The sequence below is a fragment of the Rhodococcus sp. 5A-K4 genome, assembly GCF_046097995.1.
Lineage (GTDB): Bacteria > Actinomycetota > Actinomycetes > Mycobacteriales > Mycobacteriaceae > Rhodococcus_F > Rhodococcus_F erythropolis.
This window is the reverse complement of the sequence record NZ_JBJURM010000013.1, coordinates 90,639-107,848: the sequence shown is the minus strand read 5'-3', so window position 1 is coordinate 107,848 and position 17,210 is coordinate 90,639. Positions and strand designations below refer to the sequence as shown.

The 17,210-nt window shown below is 63.0% G+C and carries 15 protein-coding genes; 11 read left to right on the top strand and 4 right to left on the bottom strand.

Translation table 11 applies throughout. From position 1 onward, the window contains the following. The first annotated feature begins 1 nt into the window (after position 1). The 5 genes from ACKAMS_RS18435 (at position 2) to ACKAMS_RS18415 (ending at position 6,193) form a co-directional block, all read left to right on the top strand. Positions 2-1,753, top strand: coding sequence for a cation acetate symporter (locus ACKAMS_RS18435; protein ID WP_408989351.1), 1,752 nt, complete (start codon positions 2-4; stop codon positions 1,751-1,753). 162 nt (positions 1,754-1,915) lie between these two features. Then, positions 1,916-2,278 (top strand): DUF485 domain-containing protein, encoded by a 363-nt coding sequence (locus ACKAMS_RS18430; RefSeq protein WP_003939976.1) that lies wholly within the window; start codon positions 1,916-1,918, stop codon positions 2,276-2,278. Beyond that, the gene (locus ACKAMS_RS18425; RefSeq protein ID WP_003939876.1) at positions 2,275-3,912 is read left to right on the top strand and encodes a cation acetate symporter; all 1,638 of its coding nucleotides are present in this window, start codon (positions 2,275-2,277) and stop codon (positions 3,910-3,912) included. Before ACKAMS_RS18430 ends, ACKAMS_RS18425 begins: the two co-directional genes overlap by 4 nt. Positions 3,913-3,985: 73 nt before the next feature. Beyond that, complete coding sequence (locus tag ACKAMS_RS18420; protein WP_003939735.1) at positions 3,986-4,417, top strand: SRPBCC family protein; 432 nt, start codon at positions 3,986-3,988, stop codon at positions 4,415-4,417. 120 nt (positions 4,418-4,537) lie between these two features. Then, on the top strand, positions 4,538-6,193 hold the full coding sequence (locus ACKAMS_RS18415; protein WP_408989350.1) for a substrate-binding domain-containing protein: 1,656 nt from the start codon (positions 4,538-4,540) through the stop codon (positions 6,191-6,193). A gap of 1 nt (position 6,194) precedes the next feature. Here the strand turns inward: ACKAMS_RS18415 and ACKAMS_RS18410 are convergent, their stop codons facing one another. After that, positions 6,195-7,100: a transporter substrate-binding domain-containing protein gene (locus ACKAMS_RS18410; protein WP_408989349.1), complete on the bottom strand. Its 906-nt coding sequence runs from the start codon at positions 7,098-7,100 to the stop codon at positions 6,195-6,197. 65 nt (positions 7,101-7,165) lie between these two features. Further along, a complete protein-coding gene (locus tag ACKAMS_RS18405; protein WP_019744832.1) occupies positions 7,166-7,438 on the bottom strand; it encodes a WhiB family transcriptional regulator in 273 nt (90 codons plus the stop codon). A 131-nt stretch (positions 7,439-7,569) separates the two neighbouring features. Between ACKAMS_RS18405 and ACKAMS_RS18400 the strand changes: the two genes are divergently transcribed. After that, positions 7,570-9,846: an ATP-dependent DNA ligase gene (locus ACKAMS_RS18400; protein WP_408989348.1), complete on the top strand. Its 2,277-nt coding sequence runs from the start codon at positions 7,570-7,572 to the stop codon at positions 9,844-9,846. 21 nt (positions 9,847-9,867) lie between these two features. On the opposite strand, the gene ACKAMS_RS18395 is transcribed toward ACKAMS_RS18400, so the two are convergent. Then, complete coding sequence (locus ACKAMS_RS18395) at positions 9,868-10,563, bottom strand: TioE family transcriptional regulator (RefSeq protein WP_021332253.1); 696 nt, start codon at positions 10,561-10,563, stop codon at positions 9,868-9,870. A 107-nt stretch (positions 10,564-10,670) separates the two neighbouring features. Between ACKAMS_RS18395 and ACKAMS_RS18390 the strand changes: the two genes are divergently transcribed. Further along, complete coding sequence (locus tag ACKAMS_RS18390) at positions 10,671-11,894, top strand: erythromycin esterase family protein (RefSeq protein ID WP_408989347.1); 1,224 nt, start codon at positions 10,671-10,673, stop codon at positions 11,892-11,894. A 5-nt stretch (positions 11,895-11,899) separates the two neighbouring features. Here ACKAMS_RS18390 and ACKAMS_RS18385 read toward each other — a convergent pair whose 3' ends face one another. Next, positions 11,900-13,024, bottom strand: coding sequence for a serine hydrolase domain-containing protein (locus tag ACKAMS_RS18385; RefSeq protein ID WP_408989346.1), 1,125 nt, complete (start codon positions 13,022-13,024; stop codon positions 11,900-11,902). 250 nt (positions 13,025-13,274) lie between these two features. Between ACKAMS_RS18385 and ACKAMS_RS18380 the strand changes: the two genes are divergently transcribed. From ACKAMS_RS18380 to ACKAMS_RS18365, 4 genes are all read left to right on the top strand, one after another. Further along, complete coding sequence (locus ACKAMS_RS18380; protein ID WP_029255974.1) at positions 13,275-13,808, top strand: NlpC/P60 family protein; 534 nt, start codon at positions 13,275-13,277, stop codon at positions 13,806-13,808. 65 nt (positions 13,809-13,873) lie between these two features. Beyond that, positions 13,874-14,560, top strand: a complete 687-nt coding sequence (locus tag ACKAMS_RS18375; RefSeq protein WP_020908708.1) for a response regulator transcription factor — start codon at positions 13,874-13,876, stop codon at positions 14,558-14,560. Continuing rightward, positions 14,557-15,552: a HAMP domain-containing sensor histidine kinase gene (locus ACKAMS_RS18370; protein WP_020908707.1), complete on the top strand. Its 996-nt coding sequence runs from the start codon at positions 14,557-14,559 to the stop codon at positions 15,550-15,552. Before ACKAMS_RS18375 ends, ACKAMS_RS18370 begins: the two co-directional genes overlap by 4 nt. Positions 15,553-15,660: 108 nt before the next feature. Next, a complete protein-coding gene (locus tag ACKAMS_RS18365; protein ID WP_232253319.1) occupies positions 15,661-17,163 on the top strand; it encodes a DUF4153 domain-containing protein in 1,503 nt (500 codons plus the stop codon). Positions 17,164-17,210 lie beyond the last annotated feature (47 nt).

Sequence of the window (17,210 nt, the reverse complement as noted above, 5' to 3'; positions counted from 1 at the left end):
TGTGGGAGGACAACCTATCCCGGTGCTGACGGTGCTCGGCATCGTTGCGGCGGCCGTGGCAACCGTGGCTATCGGAATCTACGGCGTTCGGCTCGCTCGTACCACCTCGGACTTTCTCGTCGCGTCCAGAACCGTCAGCGCGCGGTGGAATGCGACGGCCATCTCCGGTGAGTACCTCTCCGCTGCTTCGTTTCTCGGCGTGGCCGGGCTGGTCGCGAAATACGGCGCCGACGCCCTCTGGTATCCCATCGGATTCACCGCCGGATACCTCGCCCTGCTGCTGTTCGTCGCAGCACCGCTTCGGCGTTCCGGTGCATATACCGTCCCCGATTTCGCCGAATTCCGTCTCGGCTCACCGCGATTGCGCAAGCTCGCAATGCTCGTCGTCGCGATGGTGTGCATCCTGTATCTGATTCCACAGTTCCAAGGCGCGGGACTGACGCTCAACATTCTGCTCGGGGTTCCCAGCTGGATCGGCGGGGTCGCGGTCGGGGTCATCGTCATCGCCAACGTCGTCGGCGGCGGGATGCGATCGATCACCTTCGTTCAGGCCTTCCAGTACTGGCTGAAACTGACTGCCGTCGCGATTCCCGCTGTGGCACTGACCTTCTACTTCTTCGGCGATCATCACGACGTCGGCGCGTCGATGCCGCCGACGGTCACCACTGCGACGACCGTCGACATCACCACCGACGTCGTCGTCCAGGTATCGGAGCCGGTGACGGTCAGCGGCGGCACAGTCGACGGGCGAGTGGTCGAAGGAACCGTGACACTGGGCCCGGGGCAGCACACCCTCGGTGAAGGCATGTCCATGGTTCTCGACGCGGGAGCCGCGGTTCCCGTCGTCGCCGGAGCGCCCGCGCAGAACTCGGATTGGATCACCCCGGGTTGGGGTTTCGGTGGGCCGCACCCGATGTATCAGGTGTACTCGCTGATGCTCGCGACCTTCCTCGGAACGCTCGGCCTGCCTCACGTTCTCGTCCGGTTCTACACCAACCCCGACGGCCGGGCCGCTCGTCTGACCTCGCTTGCAGTTGTCGGTCTGGTCAGCGTGTTCTACCTGTTTCCGACCCTCCTCGGCGTCTTCGCTCGCCTGTACGTTCCGCAACTTCTGATCACGGGCACCTCCGACGCCGCGGTGTTGCTGCTGCCGGGTTCGGTGTTCTCGGGGTGGGGCGGACAACTGCTGGCAGCCCTCGTCGCGTCAGGTGCCATTGCCGCCTTCTTGTCGACGTCGTCCGGATTGCTCGTCAGCATCGCGGGCGTCGTCAGTACCGATGTTCTCCGCGGACGAGTTCGAGACTTCCGTATTGCAGCGCTCCTGGCCGGGCTCGTTCCGCTCGTGCTGTCGCTGGCGGTGGTGTCGGTCGACCTCTCGAGAACCGTCGGGTTGGTGTTCGCGGTCGCCGCGTCGACGCTCTGCCCACTGCTCGTGTTGGGTATCTGGTGGCGCGGTCTGACTGCCGTCGGCGCGGGGGCGGGGATGGTGGTCGGTGGATGTGTTGCGGGCACTGCCGCCACTGTCGCCGTCCTGGGTGGTTTGTCGGAGGACGTCCTCGGTGGCTGGCCGGCAGCCATTTTCGCGTTCCCGGCCGCGGTGAGCGTGCCGCTGGCGTTCCTCACGATGATCGTCGTGAGCAAGGTGTCGTCGAAGCAGATACCGGCAGATATTGCGCGAATCTTCACGCGGATGCACGCCCCGGAACGGCTCGGAATGGGCTCCGATCGCGAAGACGATCTCCGCCAACCCTGACTTTCACCGCCCGAACCCTCTGCCGTTGGTCGCGCCTGCCTGACCGTTCGGCGCAGCGCGCGACTGCTCACCGTGTGACTGGCGCCACAGCATCTTCATGTGACTCCGATCTCACTAACGTCTGTGCGTAGTTCACTTCACACGCGAGGCGAGGAGCCGGCAGTGTCCACAGCAGAAATCAGTGAGGGGTCGCCGCAAGAGCGACGTACCCCGGATGCCCAGGCATTCATAGACATGCAAGCGAGTCCCGAATTCCAGGAACTCCGAACGCGTCTGCGCAAGTTCGTTTTCCCCATCACTGCATTCTTCCTGCTCTGGTATGCGGTGTACGTCGTCCTGGCTACCTATGCCCACGACTTCATGGCCACCAAGGTCCTCGGCAACATCAATCTCGGCATCATCCTCGGCCTCGGGCAGTTCGTCACGACCTTCGCCATCACCGCGTGGTACGTGAAGTTCGCCGGTCGTGAGCTCGATCCCCGCTCCGCCGCCATCCGTGAAGAACTGGAAGGTCCCGCACAGTGATCACCACACTCGCCGCGTCCGGAACGGACGTAGGAAACCCCGCCTTCAACATCGCGATCTTCCTCGCGTTTGTCGTCGTGACCATGACGCTGGTCATCCGCGCCAGCCGGACCACCAAGAAGGCATCCGACTTCTACACCGGCGGTGGGCAGTTCACCGGCCCGCAGAACGGGTTCGCCATCGCCGGCGACTATCTCTCGGCGGCATCGTTCCTCGGTATCGCAGGTGCGATCGCCGTGTACGGCTACGACGGATTCCTGTACTCCATCGGATTCCTTGTCGCCTGGTTGGTTGCATTGCTCCTGGTCGCCGAATTGCTCAGGAACACCGGCAGATTCACGATGGCCGACGTCCTGAGCTTCAGGCTCAAGCAGCGTCCGGTGCGCATGGCGGCAGCCCTGTCCACCCTGGCCGTTTCCCTCTTCTACCTTCTTGCCCAGATGGCCGGCGCCGGCGGACTTGTCGCCCTGCTGCTCAACATCGACGGCAAGGTGGGACAGTCGATCGTCGTCGCGATCGTGGGTGTGCTGATGATCGTGTACGTCTTGGTCGGCGGCATGAAGGGCACCACCTACGTACAGATGGTCAAGGCAGTTCTGCTGGTTGCCGGAGCCGGAATCATGTTCGTACTCGTTCTGTGGGCAGTGCGCGGCAACTTCTCTCAGTTGCTCGCCAATGCGCAGGACATGGTCAACAGTTCCACCACCAAGGGTGTGCAGGGACGAGACATCCTCGGACCCGGTGCCAAGTACGGTCTTTCCGGAATGACGAAGCTCGACTTCATCTCTCTCGGAATCGCTTTGGTGCTCGGCACTGCGGGCCTGCCGCACGTGCTGATGCGCTTCTACACGGTGCCCACTGCCAAGGAAGCTCGCCGCTCGGTGACCTGGGCGATCGCGCTGATCGGTGCCTTCTACCTCTTCACATTGGTTCTCGGCTACGGCGCGGCCAGCATGGTCGGACCGGACAAGATCTTGGCAGCACCCGGTAAAGAGAACGCGGCCGCTCCGTTGCTCGCCTTCGAGCTCGGTGGCACCATCTTCCTCGGCATCATCTCCGCGGTGGCGTTCGCGACCATCCTCGCCGTCGTTGCCGGTCTCGCGATCACTGCTTCGGCGTCGTTCGCTCACGACATCTACGCCAGTGTCATCAAGCGCGGCAACGCAACCGAGGAGCAGCAGGTTCGAGTTTCTCGAATCACCGTCGTGGTCATCGGACTCGTCTCCATCGTTCTCGGCATCATGGCGATGGGGCAGAACATCGCCTTCCTGGTGGCCCTCGCCTTTGCAGTGGCGGCCTCGGCGAACCTGCCCACCTTGCTGTACTCGCTGTTCTGGAAGAAGTTCAACACCACCGGTGCGCTCTTCAGCATCTACGGCGGTTTGGTCAGCTGCTTGACGCTGATCGTGTTCTCCCCGGCAGTGTCGGGCAAGCCGTCGTCGATGTTCCCGAACTCCGACTTCGCCTGGTTCCCGCTCTCGAACCCCGGCATCGTCTCGATTCCGCTGGCATTCGTCCTCGGCATCGTCGGTACGTACATCGGACGCAACAAGATCGAAGATCCGGCAAAGCAGGCGGAGATGGAAGTTCGCTCCCTCACCGGCGTCGGCGTCGAAAAGGCTGTCAGCCACTAAGAGGGGCAAAGCCCCGTGCGTCTTTCTGGTACCTCTGGTTACGGAAAAGGCGCACGGGGCTTATTGTTCTGCCATGGCAAAGCTCACAGTGAAAATCGACGTTCCGCTTCCTCCTCAAGAAGTGTGGGACAAGGCCTCCGATCTCAGCGGCTACGAAAACTGGCTCGTGGTTCACGACGGATGGCGCAGTGAACTTCCCGAGCAATTGGGTGTCGGCACCGAGATCAGCTCGGTCGTGACCGTGAAAGGCCTGCGCAACCGCGTTCGGTGGACCATCAAGAAGTACGACGTCCCGAAGGCGATCTCGCTCAAGGGAGACGGCAAGGGCGGGGTCAAGCTCGGTCTCGAACTCGACGTGAAGGCAAAGGGTGACGGATCGGAACTCGCGCTGACAGTCGAGTTGGGCGGCGCGCCGTTGTTCGGCCCGATCGGTTCGAGTGTGGCGCGGGCGCTCAAAGGCGATGTGGAGAAGTCACTAGCCCAGTTTGTCCAGATCTACACCTAGTTTGTAGAGATTTCCACATGGAGCTACTTCACCGCTAACATGAGTTAGGATTCTTTTCGGCGGGATAAACCGGGCATCAGTTGGTTATTGATTCGGGTCCCGCCGGAAAGGATTCGATCAATGTCGTCTCGTCATGGGTACGGCGCACCACCTGCGTCCATGCCTCGATCCGTGCAGGTTCTGATCGGACTCTTGGCGGTAGTTGCAGTCGGTGGAACCGCAGCATTTGCCGTGACGTTCAAAAGCGTCAGCGACAAGGGAGAACTCGGTGCGGGCGCCGCTGCAGCTGCGACGGCAACCAACTGTGACAACCCGGAAACCGTGACCGTGGCGGCCGATCCGTCGATCGCCTCGGGACTCGAAGCTGTCGCCGCTGCCATCCCCGCCGCGGATCTCGGATGCAGCTCGCTCAGCGTGACGCCGCAAGATCCCGTGCTCACCGTCGCGGCGATCGCCGACGGTACGGCGCCCGCACTGTGGATCCCTGATTCGAGCGAATGGCTGGACAAGGTTTCGGCGAGCGGGCAGGAGATTCGCCGGATCAGCAACTCGGTCGCCTCCACCCCGGTTGTCGCCGTCTCGGCGCCGGGTGCCGAGGCACCCGGCGCATGGACGGATGTCCTCGGCGCTCCATCGCTGCACATCGGCGATCCCCTGACCAGTGCCGTCTCCAGCGCGCCGATCGTGGCGGCCTTTGCCGAGACCCAGTCGCGGGGCGGGGACCTCACATCCATCTCGGCAGCCCTGGTCCCGGTGGCGCAAGCGCAGTACGGAAATCTGAAGGAAACCGGTTCGACCGGGCGCATCCAAACCGTGGACGCGTCCGGCGGAACCGCGGTGACTACCGAGCAGACCTTCGAGGCTTATCTCGCCGCACATGCGGACAGTCGACTCACCGCGTCGGTACCGTCGTCCGGTTCGGTCTTCATGGACTACCCGATGGCAAGTGTGGGTGCAGACTCGTCGGCGGCGGACGACGCCGGCAAACTGCTGGCGGCAGCGCTGGCATCGGACACCGGGCGTTCCGTACTTGCCGGCCTCGGGTTCCGCGGCGCGGATCAGGCTCCACCGGTAGCCGGTGGAGTGGGAAAGGTTGGCTCGCTGGTGCCGTCCGATCCGTCCGTGGTCACCAAAGCGCTTGCGCGATACGAGATTCTGTCCAGGCCTTCCCGCGCGCTGGCAGTTGTCGACGTCTCGGGGTCTATGGACTACATGCAGGACGGGGTCACTCGAATGGCCGCGACGGCGCAGGCCGGTGACATCGCGATCCGAATGTTTCCTGCCAACGCACAATTGGGTCTCTGGGCGTTCTCCGTAGACCTCGGTGACGGGACGGACTACCGCGAACTCGAACCTGTCGCCCGTATGGATGCAACTGAAGGTGACACGGATCATCGGAGCAAACTGCTGTCTCGGATCGACAACCTCTCTTCGATCGTCGGCGGCGGAACAGGTTTGTACGACAGCGTTCTCGCCGCGTATCGGTCCATGCAACAGTCCTACGATCCGGCCTCGATCAATTCGGTGATTCTGCTTACCGACGGTGCCAACGACGATCCGTCGGGTATCGCCCTGCAGGAACTTCTCGACACCCTGACTCGCGAGCAGGACCCGACGCGGCCGGTACCGATCATCACCATCGGTGTCACCGATGATGCCGATACCGATGTGCTCGAGCAGATTTCGACTCTCACCGGCGGTAACAGTCACTTCGCTCCGACACCGGCAGACATCCCGAAGGTCTTCGTCGGCGCGATCAGTGGGCGCGCCGGCTGAACTACTCGAGAACGGGTGCGTCGGCGCTGTCGGTGATCCATTCGGTTGCGAGCTTCTCGAGGGTTCCGTCGGCGTAGAGCGCATCGACTGCCGCGGAGACGCACTCGGTCAGCGGACTGTTCTTCTCGAGCACCAAACCGAAGAATTCGGTGACAGCGTTGGGCCGCGGAAACTGACCCACGATGACCGACCCGGGCAGTTCGTTCTCGGTGATGTGGAATCCGGTCGGGATGTCGACGACCAATGCGTCGATCTCGCCCGCGGCCAGCGCAGCTTTCGCGTCGTCCGTGGTCGCGAACTCGCGTGGCGCAGTGGTCGGAACAATCGTGTCGGTGATCGCCGCGAGGCTGGTGGAACCGGTCTGAGCGCCCAAACGGTAGCCGGCCAGATCCGCAAGATTCTTTGCACCGGCGGCCTTGCTTCCGCGTGAGGCGATCACCGACTGCGCCACTGCGTAATACGGCGAGCTGAAGTCGACGTTCGCGCGGCGATCCCCGGAAATCGTGAACTGATTGACGTCGAAGTCGAAATCCTTGGGGCCTGGTTTCAATGCGTCGTTGAAGGCGACAGTAGTGAAGCGAACCTGGTCGGTGTTGTACCCGAGCTTGTCGACGACCGCCCGGGCCACCGCACCCTCGAGGCCTTTGCCGTTCGACGGATCGTTGTCGACGAACCACGGCGCGTACGCCGGTGAGTCAGTGGCGATGGTCAGAACACCGTCTTCGAGGGTGGTCCCGCTCTGGAGTCCGCACTTGTCCACTGCGGTCGTCGAGGGAAGTTTGGTGAACGCCTCGGGAACCGTGGTGGTGGTATCTGCTGCCGCAGGCGCCTCCGGCTGCGACGAACACGAGCCCAACAAGATCGAGGAAGCGAAGATCGCGGTCCCGGCAACTGCGCGTCGTGTCATAGGCACTAGGTCATCTTGCCTGTTTGTCCGGTCTGGACGTGACGGGGGTCTCGTGTGAGCGGAGTTCACGCAGCTGAGCGTCGCAGCGCAAGGCGCTCCGACGGTGTCGTCCCACCCCAGACTCCGTGCGGTTCAGCGGTCTCGAGTGCAAAGGTCAGGCAGTCCCGAATGACCGGGCAGCGGAAGCACACCTGCTTCGCGGAACTCTCCCGTGCAGCCCGATTGCGTCCGCGCTCTTCACCCGGCGAATAGAACACCGCCGGGTCCACTGTTTTACAGGTGGCGAACATCCGCCAGTTGTTGTCCACCAACGGCTCCACGGAACTGCGAACTGTCATCGTGGTCTCCTCTCCCATCGAGAATCCAGTCTTGCCCGTGGCCTGGCACAGCGGCAGGTTTCCGATCCATCAGATTTCTACTGCCAGACGCAGCGCTATCCAGACACAGCGCTATCCAGCACAATGAGGAAATGGCAACGACGGATCGGGGTCAGATCACTCTCGACGGCACAACCGTGTCCGTGACCAATCTGGGCAAGATCCTCTACCCCGAGAGCGGCACCACGAAGGCCGAAGTCATCGACTACTACACCCGTATCGCCGCAGTCATGCTTCCACATGTCGTCGGTAGACCGGGCACTCGTAAGCGTTGGCCCAATGGTGTGGACGGTCAGTCCTTCTTCGAGAAGAACCTAGCCTCGTCTGCCCCGCAGTGGCTTACGCGTGCTTCGCTGCAACATTCTGATCGCGTCGTCACTTACCCGATTTTCGATTCCGTTGCATCCCTGGCGTGGCTGGGGCAACAGGCGGCACTCGAATTACACGTTCCCCAATGGCGATTCGACGGTTCCGAGCGTGGTCCGGCGACACGACTGGTATTCGATCTCGACCCGGGCGAAGGTGTCGGATTGACCGAGTGCGCCGAGGTGGCGAGGTCGATTCGAGATCTGGTCGCAACTCTGGGGTGGACGGCCTATCCGGTAACCAGTGGTAGCAAGGGAATCCACCTCTACGTTCCACTGGATCGAGCCTTGGACGGCAGTGGTGCGTCGACTGTCGCCAAGCAGATCGCCACCGGGCTCGAGAAGCTTCACCCGGATCTCGTCACCGCGACGATGGCGCGAAATGTCCGGGCAGGCAAGATCTTCGTTGACTGGAGTCAGAACAACGCAGCCAAGACCACCATTGCGCCGTATTCGATGCGCGGTCGCGATCAACCCTATGTTGCCGCGCCGCGCAGTTGGGACGAACTCGACGATCCGAAACTGCGCCACCTGCTGTTCGACGAGGTTCTGGAGCGCGTCGAATCCGACGGTGATCTGCTGGGCGATCTGGATCCGCCGGTCTCGGCGGCTGTAGCCGATACGTTGACGCACTATCGCAACAAGAGGTCGGCCGACCGGACACCGGAGCCGATCCCTGCTGCGGTGACCATAGAGACAGCGGGCAATACCTTTGTGATTCAAGAACATCACGCCAGACGATTGCATTACGACGTTCGCCTCGAGCGGGATGGTGTGCTCGTGTCCTGGGCAGTCCCGAAGGGTGTGCCGACCAGTGCCGGAGAAAATCGGTTGGCCGTGCACACCGAAGATCATCCGCTCGAATACGCCACGTTCTCGGGCACGATTCCGAAGGGGGAGTACGGCGGCGGTTCGATGACGATCTGGGATTCCGGGACATACGAGACCGAGAAGTGGCGTGAAGACGAGGTGATCGTGCGCTTGAGTGGGGAGCGGGTGCAGGGACGCTTCGCGCTGATCCGGACAAAGGGTGATCAGTGGTTGATGCATCTGATGAAGGATCAGAACGCGAGTTTCGGAACGGAGTTTCCCAAGAATCTCGAGCCGATGCTTGCCACCGCTGGAACGCTCGAAGGTCTCGACCCGCAGGAGTGGGCCTTCGAAGGAAAGTGGGACGGGATTCGAGTGATTCTCGAATCTCATTCGGGCACAATGTCGCTTCGCAGTCGCGCGGGTAACGACAAGACCCGGGACTATCCAGCCCTTGCCGGGTTGGCCGAGGTGCTGGACGGTCATGACGTGGTTCTCGACGGTGAGGTGGTGGCGTACAACGACGCGGGAGTTACAGATTTCGGCCTCCTCCAGCGAGGTGGGGAACCGGTGTTCCTGGCCTTCGATCTTCTGTACCTCGACGGAGTGTCTTTGCTGCGGAAGTCCTATTCGGATCGCCGCACCGTGTTGAATGCGTTGGCGGGCAAGGTCGGTGAGCTCGAGGTACCACCGCAGATCGAGGGCACGGCGGAGAACGCCTTGGAGGTGAGTGCCGATGCCGGGTGGGAAGGGATTGTCGCCAAACGTCGTGCATCGGTCTACCTTCCAGGGCGGCGGGGGTCGAGTTGGATCAAGGTGAAGAACTGGCGCACCCAAGAGGTGGTGATCGGTGGGTGGCGCACCGGGCAGGGCAATCGAGCGCAGGGGATCGGGGCGCTGCTCATGGGAATTCCGGGTGAGGACGGATTGACCTACGTGGGGCGCGTCGGTACCGGCTTCAGCGATCGTGATTTGGAGTCACTGCTTGCGGTGTTGGAACCGTTGCGTCAGAAGGAAAGTCCGTTCGAGGAGGAACTTCCAGCAGATGACCGCAAGGGTGCGGTGTGGGTGAGGCCTGAACTCGTCGGTGAGGCGCGGTTCATGGATTGGACGGCGACCGGACGCCTTCGCCACCCGAGTTGGCGGGGTCTGCGGGAGGACAAGAAGCCGGGCGATGTCACAGGGCGAGAATAGGTTGCGTCGACGATTGCCCGGCTAGGTCTGATCCAGCATCGTGAGATAGGCATCGAGCTGAGCCGCGCCGGCGAGAAGGTTGCGACTGCGTGTGGTCAGCCGGTCTTGCCAGGATTCGAGGAACGCTGCCAATGAGTCCGCTCCGCCGGCCTCGCGCAGCGAATCGAGAAACTGGGCGACTTGCGACAGTCGGTAGCCGCCGCGCCGCAGCTGCCGCGCGATCTCGGCGTCGCGCACACACTCCGGACCGTATTCGCGATAACCCGTTGCTCGTTCGCGCTCGGGGTGCAGGATGCCGTGCTCTTCCCACGTGCGCAGTGTCGCCGGGTGAACGCCGAGACGGCGCGCGAGCTCACCCACCGTCAGCGCTGGACCGTGGACCAGTGCCGGTGCCATGGTGGACAGAGTCCCCAGCGTTGCGGCTACCTCGGTGCGTGTTCCTCGCTCGGCGAGCAGTGTCACGTGTGCACTGTCGATCAGGCGGTAGGCGGACTCGGTGTCGCCCTGGTTGGTCGCACGCATGATTTCCGTGGCCCGCTGGTGGCCGTGACCGCCGCGCAATGCGAGGAAAGTTCGCAGGGCCTGCGCGTGCACTGGGGTGTATCGCCGGTAGCCGGCGTTGCTGCGATCGGTCGGAGGAAGTACGCCGGCGTCGTCGTAATTGCGGATCGCCTGTGCGGACAACCCGTGTTCACGGGCAAGGTCGATGGGCCGCACTGATCACCTCCGATTGAGGCTTTTCACGGTATACCCCAGGTAATTGTTGTAAAAGTTTCACTCGAATCTTCAACGATACTGTCGAAGGCAGTCCACCTTCGAAAGGGATGATCATGTCCACTGCCCCAGCGCTGAGTGAGTTCGGCCGCCAACTCGAAGACGCGGCAAGTCTTGGTCGTGCCGTCGACGAAGTGCTCGCAGCACGAACCGAGGTGCCGGCTCTGCTCGCTCTCGGCGAGCCGACTCATGGGATCAAGGCTTTTCCGTTGCTGCGCAACGAACTTCTCGGCCAACTGGTCGAACGAGGATATCGGTCGATCGTGCTCGAAACAGATGCCTTTGCGGCATTGCTTGTCGACGGCTACGTGAACGGGGGAGAGGCGGACATCGAGAAGGTGCTCGCCACAGGCTTCAGCCACGGATTCGGTGCGGTACCGGGTAACCGCGAACTCGTCGAATGGCTACGCGAGTACAACGACGGTCGCGCTCCGGCTGACCGAGTTCGCTTCTACGGCTTCGACGCTCCGGTGGAGTACTCCGGTGCACCGAGCCCGCGCCGCGCACTGTCTGCGGCAGATGACTTCCTGCCCGCCGCGTTGCGGCCACAATCTCTCGACGACGCCGACCTCTTCCTGGGGCAGGACGCCGACTGGACCAACCCGGCGGCGATGTTCGATCCGGCTGCGTCCGTCGGCAACTCCGATCATGCTCGCGCCCTGCGCATCATTGCGGACGACCTCGGCAGCGTCCTTCGGCGCGCCGCACCAGTGCTGCGACCCGCCGACTCTGCCGGGTACGACCTGGCCCTTGCACATTCACGCACCGCTCTGGGGCTCTTGCGGTATCACTCCGCGATGGCGAGTTCCGCTCCTGATCGCATTGGAACACTGCTCAGTCTGCGTGCCGAGATGATGGCCGAGAACCTGCTGGCGGTCATCGCCCAGGAGCAGCGACGCGGGCCGAGCCTGCTGTTCGCACACAATGCCCATCTCTTGCGAATGCCGTCCGACATGCCGGTCAACGGCAACGTGGTCAGTTGGGGGAGCGCCGGCTCACTTGTCGGACTTGTCCTCGGGGAGCGTTACGTATTTTTGGCAACCGACGCCAACCCCGACAGTGATCCGGGCACTCTGCAGGGAGCGTTGGCCGATGCGACCGGTCGGCGTGCCCTGTTCTCGACTCCGGCCCTGCGAGCCGCGCTCGGCCCGTCGATCACCGCGGGAGAAGCGATCCTGCCAGGGCATCTGCCGCTGAAACCTTCGGAGTTGGACGGCGCCGACGCGGTCATCTTCGTCGCGGATACCGACGGGCAGCGTCATCAGTACTGGTAACAGCGTCAGGGGCAGAGCGCGTGCGAGAGTATCGCGATGGTGTCCGGCTGGTCCTTCGGCGTCGACGTCAGCGTCACGGTGAACGCACGATCCGGCGTTGCACCGGACAGCGTGTAGTACCCGTAGATCCCGCCACTGTGGCCGGTATAGGTGACGCCGCAGGGAAGTTCGGTGGCGCCGACGCCCATCCCGTACCCGAGCCCCTCGGCTTCGGTGGCGCCGACCTGAGGGGTGGTCATCTCGGCAAGCTGCTCGGCCGGCACCACCTGCCCGTCGAGTAGCGCACGCCAGAAGGCGTTCAGGTCTGTGCCCGTCGAGACCATCGCTCCGGCAGACCAGGGGATCGACGGTTCCGTGCGGGAAACATCGGTCAGGCCACCGTCGAGATCCTGATAGCCCGTCAGGTGATCGCCCCTGATGTCGCGCTCACCGGCCGCCGGGAGGTACGTGTCTTCCAGGTCCAGCGGGTCGAGTATCCGAGACTGAAGTTCGTCGGCGTAGCTGCGGCCGGTCACCGATTCGACGAGCATTCCGAGAACGATGTAGTTGGTGTTGGTGTAGACGAACGACGTTCCGGGGACGAATTGCGCCGGTTTGCCGAGGGCGATGGCGACCGCGGCGGACGGCGTCAGCGTTCGGTCCTCGTTTGCGGCAATCCATTCGTCGGCGCCGGGTTCTCCGGCGAACTCGGGTAGGCCGCTGCGATGTTGCAGCAGTTGCCGCACGGTGATTGCGCTGCCATCTGTGCCACTGCCATCTGTGCCACTGCCGTCCACGTCACTGCCGTGCAGTAGGCCCGGGAGGTACTGCTCGATCGGTGCGTCGAGGTCGACCTTGCCTTCGGCCACCAACTGCAGGACGAGCGAAGCGGTGAATGTCTTTGTCACACTTCCGATCCGGACCCGATCATTCTTGCCGATCGAATCGCCGTTGGTCCGATTGGGTACGCCGCTGGTCATGACAGCCGTCGTGGTTCCGTCGTCGAGTGTTGCGATCGACCCGACGACACCCGACCTGGTGAGTCCGTCGAGATCCGATTGAATCTCCACTGCGCGCTGGAGCGTCGAGCAACCGATCAGCGCCGTGGTGGCTCCGATGATGACCGCGGCGACGAGGAGGTATGAGCGCATGATTTCGAATCTAGGGATCCGCAGGCTCCGACGGATCCAGGAAATCCCCGATCATTCCCTGATCTTTGCCAGGCCGGGACGTAAGGCCTGTTTGTCGAAAACCGACAAATGGGATCAATGATTCCTGTCCGAACACCACGTCTACGCCGTTAATATCCGAACGAAGTGTTTGTTTTCACGTGTCTTACCAGTTCACGGCTATCGAGGTGCGCTGCCGCGCGCCGAAACGACTCCCACGAAGGACGGATGCATGAAGAAGTCGACACTCCGCACGGGAACGGTCGCTGCTCTGCTGACCGGAAGCGTCCTGTTGCTCTCCGCTGCCCCCGCCTCGGCCGATCCGGGGAGCCTCGGTAGCGGCGGCAGTAGCGGGAGCTCCGGCAGCCTGGGAAGCGCAGGAAGCATCAGCAGCGGATCAGCCGCCCTCCCCATTCCGAGTCCGGCAGGCCTGATCGCGCTGGCAGCAGCGAGCACTCAGACCGGAAAGCCCTACCAGTGGGGTGGTGTCGGGCCGAACTCGTGGGACTGCTCCGGGCTGGTGCAATGGGCGTTTCGGCAGGCGGGAGTGAATCTGCCAAGGACCAGCCAACAGCAGGCCAACGTCGGACAGCCGGTTCCTCGGTGGGCCCTCGCGCCCGGCGATGTCATCACCTTCTACCCCGGTGCGACGCACGTCGGCATCTACGCCGGATTCGGAATGGTGTTCAACGCCTACGGAGTTGGTGTTCCGACCGGACTGACGCCGCTGGCGGATCTGCCGATCAACAACATCCGCAGGTTCTAGAACCTGCACAGAACCTTCACAAGTCCTCCCAGGTTCATCCACGAGGGCCGAATACAGTCAGTTCCATGAGTCAGCGAAGAGTGCTCGTGGTCGACGACGAGGTCAGTATCTGCGAGTCCATCGCAGCGAGGCTGCGTGCCGAGGGCTACGACGTCGAGTTGGCATTCGACGGTCCCAGTGCTGTGACCCGTTGCGAGCAGATGGACGCCGACCTAGTGGTGCTCGACGTGATGATGCCGGGATTCGACGGCCTCGAAGTCTGCCGCCGCATCCAGGCCGTGCGCCCGGTGCCCGTGCTGATGTTGACCGCTCGTGCCGATGAAACCGACATGCTGATCGGTCTCGGCGTCGGGGCCGACGATTATCTGAGCAAGCCGTTCAGCATGCGTGTCCTCGTCGCCCGTGTTCAGGCATTGCTTCGGCGCGCTGATCGTGCGGAGCACGCTGCTCGCCCGGTGGCCGACTTGCTCGAGTTCGGCGACGTCGTGATCGACCTGACCGAACGTCGAGTGCGTCGTGATACGCAGGAAGTCCACCTGACTCGCACCGAATTCGATCTCATCGCCTACCTGGCGGAGCGGCCGCGAGCGGCGATCCCGCGGGAGTCGCTGCTCGAGGAGATCTGGGGCTGGGGTGAGGGAGCGGGTAGTCGGACCGTCGACAGCCACGTCAAGGCTCTACGACGCAAGCTCGGACCTTCCGTGATCCGGACCGTTCACGGCGTCGGGTACGCCTGGGACGTGCCGCGATGAGCGGCGTCGACCGACTCTTTGCACGGTGGCCGCGGCCGCTGGACCCGATGCGATCGTTCAAAGTGAAGGTCGGCCTCCTGGTTGTCGCAGCGTTGTTGTTCGCCGCGGGCGGTTTCTGGCTGACGTCGCAACAACCATTTCGTTTTGCTCTCCTGACAGCGTTGGTTGTCGCTCTCGGAGTTACACAAGTGCTCGCACACGGAATGACGTCACCGCTTCGCGAGATGACAGCCGCGGCGAAGGCGATGGCGCGCGGCGATTATTCGCGGCGGGTACGAGCGACTTCCCGCGACGAAGTAGGCGAACTCGCCCATGCGTTCAATCGGATGGCCGAGGACCTCGGGGCCGACGACCGGTACCGCCGCGAGTTGATCGGCAACGTCTCCCACGAATTACGGACGCCCATCACCGCTTTGCAAGCCATGCTCGAAAACGTCGTCGACGGTGTCGAAGAACCGGATCCGGCGATGATGAAATCGGCGTTGCGGCAGACGGAACGACTGGGAGCGCTGGTGGCCGACCTTCTCGACCTCTCGAAACTCGAGGGTGGCGCCATGCCGTTGAAGCGCCGCCGTTTCGAGGTCGAGCCGTTCCTACGTGAGCTGTCGAGTGTGAGTGCGGGCGACATCGAGATAGACGTCAAGCCTCCGAAATTGTCCGTGGTAGCCGATCCGGATCGCCTCCATCAGGTGGTGACCAACCTGGTGGACAACGCGGTTCAGCACGGGAACGTCGACACGAAAGTTGTCATCCGAGTGCGTACCGGCAGTGCAGGGGAGTTGGTGCTCGATGTCCACGACGACGGCCCCGGCATCGAGCCACAAGCCCGTGAGCGAGTGTTCGACCGCTTCATCCGCGGCGGATCGACCGACGGGGGTACCGGGCTCGGCCTCGCGATCGCGAAGTGGGCGGTCGAATTACATGACGGCAGGATCGCCGTCGTCGATGCCCCGTCTGGCTGCTGCATTCGAGTAGTGCTGCCGCAGAGCTGAATCAAAGTTTCCAACGAGATCGAGAGATCTCGCGATGGCGCATGCCTTCATCAGACATTCGCCTGTAGTTCCGAACCCGAAATTTGAACCCGAAACATGGGAGATCACATGAGCGCTCCAATAATCATTCCGCCGAAAGCGCCGATACCTGTTGCAAAACCCAAGCGACCCAGCCGGTTCTGGCGTCCCGATCGCACGTCGATGGCCACCCGCTCGATGCTCGTCGGCGCGAGCGGCGTTGGGGCGCTGGCGGCCCTGATCCTCGATCCAGGGTTCGTGAGTATCGCGTACGTGATCGTCGGTGTCGGCGTGGTGATCGTGTTCGGGATTCTGACGCCGCCGCGGATGTCTACGACGCAGTGGGCCGCCGCGATGGGGATGCTCGCACTTCTGGGCGTTGCCGCCGTTCGCGGTGCGGAGTGGTTGGTGTTCCTCTGCGTCGTAGCTGCGTGGGTTCTGTTCACGTGGACTCTGATCGGCGGGCGGACGTGGACCGGAATACTTCTGGGAACGTTCGCTCCCTGGCGGGCACCCCACCGTACGGTCAACTTCGTTCGTCGTCGAAAACTCGCTACCCGCTCCGCTCCGCGGGTGCCGGCGGCGCGAGTTGTCGTCGTGAGCGCAGTGTCGATTCTTCTCCTGCTGATTTTCGGATCTTTGTTCGTGAGTGCGGATCCGGAGTTCGCGAAGATCTTCGGCGGCTTCGCTCCTGCCATCTCGGTGTCGAACCCGGGAGCACGGATCTTTGCCGGCGTCGTGATGGCGTTCGGCACGCTGGTTGCGGTGTACCTGCGTCGCAGAACGCCGACGGTGGACGCGTTTGCACCTGCGCCGGCGACGCCGTTGCCGATGTGGGAGTGGGCGGTCCCGCTCGGAGTGCTCAACGTGCTGTTCCTCGGTTTTGTTGCAGTACAGACGAAGACGCTGTTCGGGGGAGACGAGCACGTACAGGTGACCGACGGACTGACCTACGCGGACTACGCGCGTGAGGGTTTCTGGCAGCTCATGGCGGTTACCGTGCTGACGCTGCTCGTCATCGCCGTCGCCGTGCGGTACATCGACCGCCGCGACGCTGGATCGAGGCGTCTTGCCCGCGGACTGCTGGGTGCACTGTGTGTCTTCAGCCTGGTGATCGTGGCGTCCGCTGTGCACCGGATGTGGTTGTACGAGAATCAGTACGGTTTCACGGTGCTCCGGGTCAGCGTCTTCGCGACAGAGTTGCTTCTTGGCTTCGTGTTCGTGTTGTTGCTCGTCGCAGGTATTCGGATGTCCGGGAAGTGGCTGCCCACAGCTGTTCTCGCCACTTCGGCCGTCGCGCTGCTTGCCTTCGCGGTGTTCAACCCCGATGCGTACATCGCGCAAAAGAACGTGGAGCGGTTCGAGGGCGGCAAGAGCATTGACGTTTCCTACTTGCACGGGCTCTCTGTCGACGCGGTACCTGCCTTGGATCGTCTACCGGAACCGCAGCGTTCATGTGCCTTGAGCAGATATCGATTCGGAGTGCCGGGTACCACTGCGCCCTGGGAGTTCAACGCAGCGCGTGAGAAGGCGCGCGACATCCTGGAAGCTCGCCCGGTCGGGCCGTGCCTGCAGATGTACACGGTCGGATAGACGCAGGGCGATTGTGCAGGCGCACGGCAGGTATCGCGCGCGGCTGC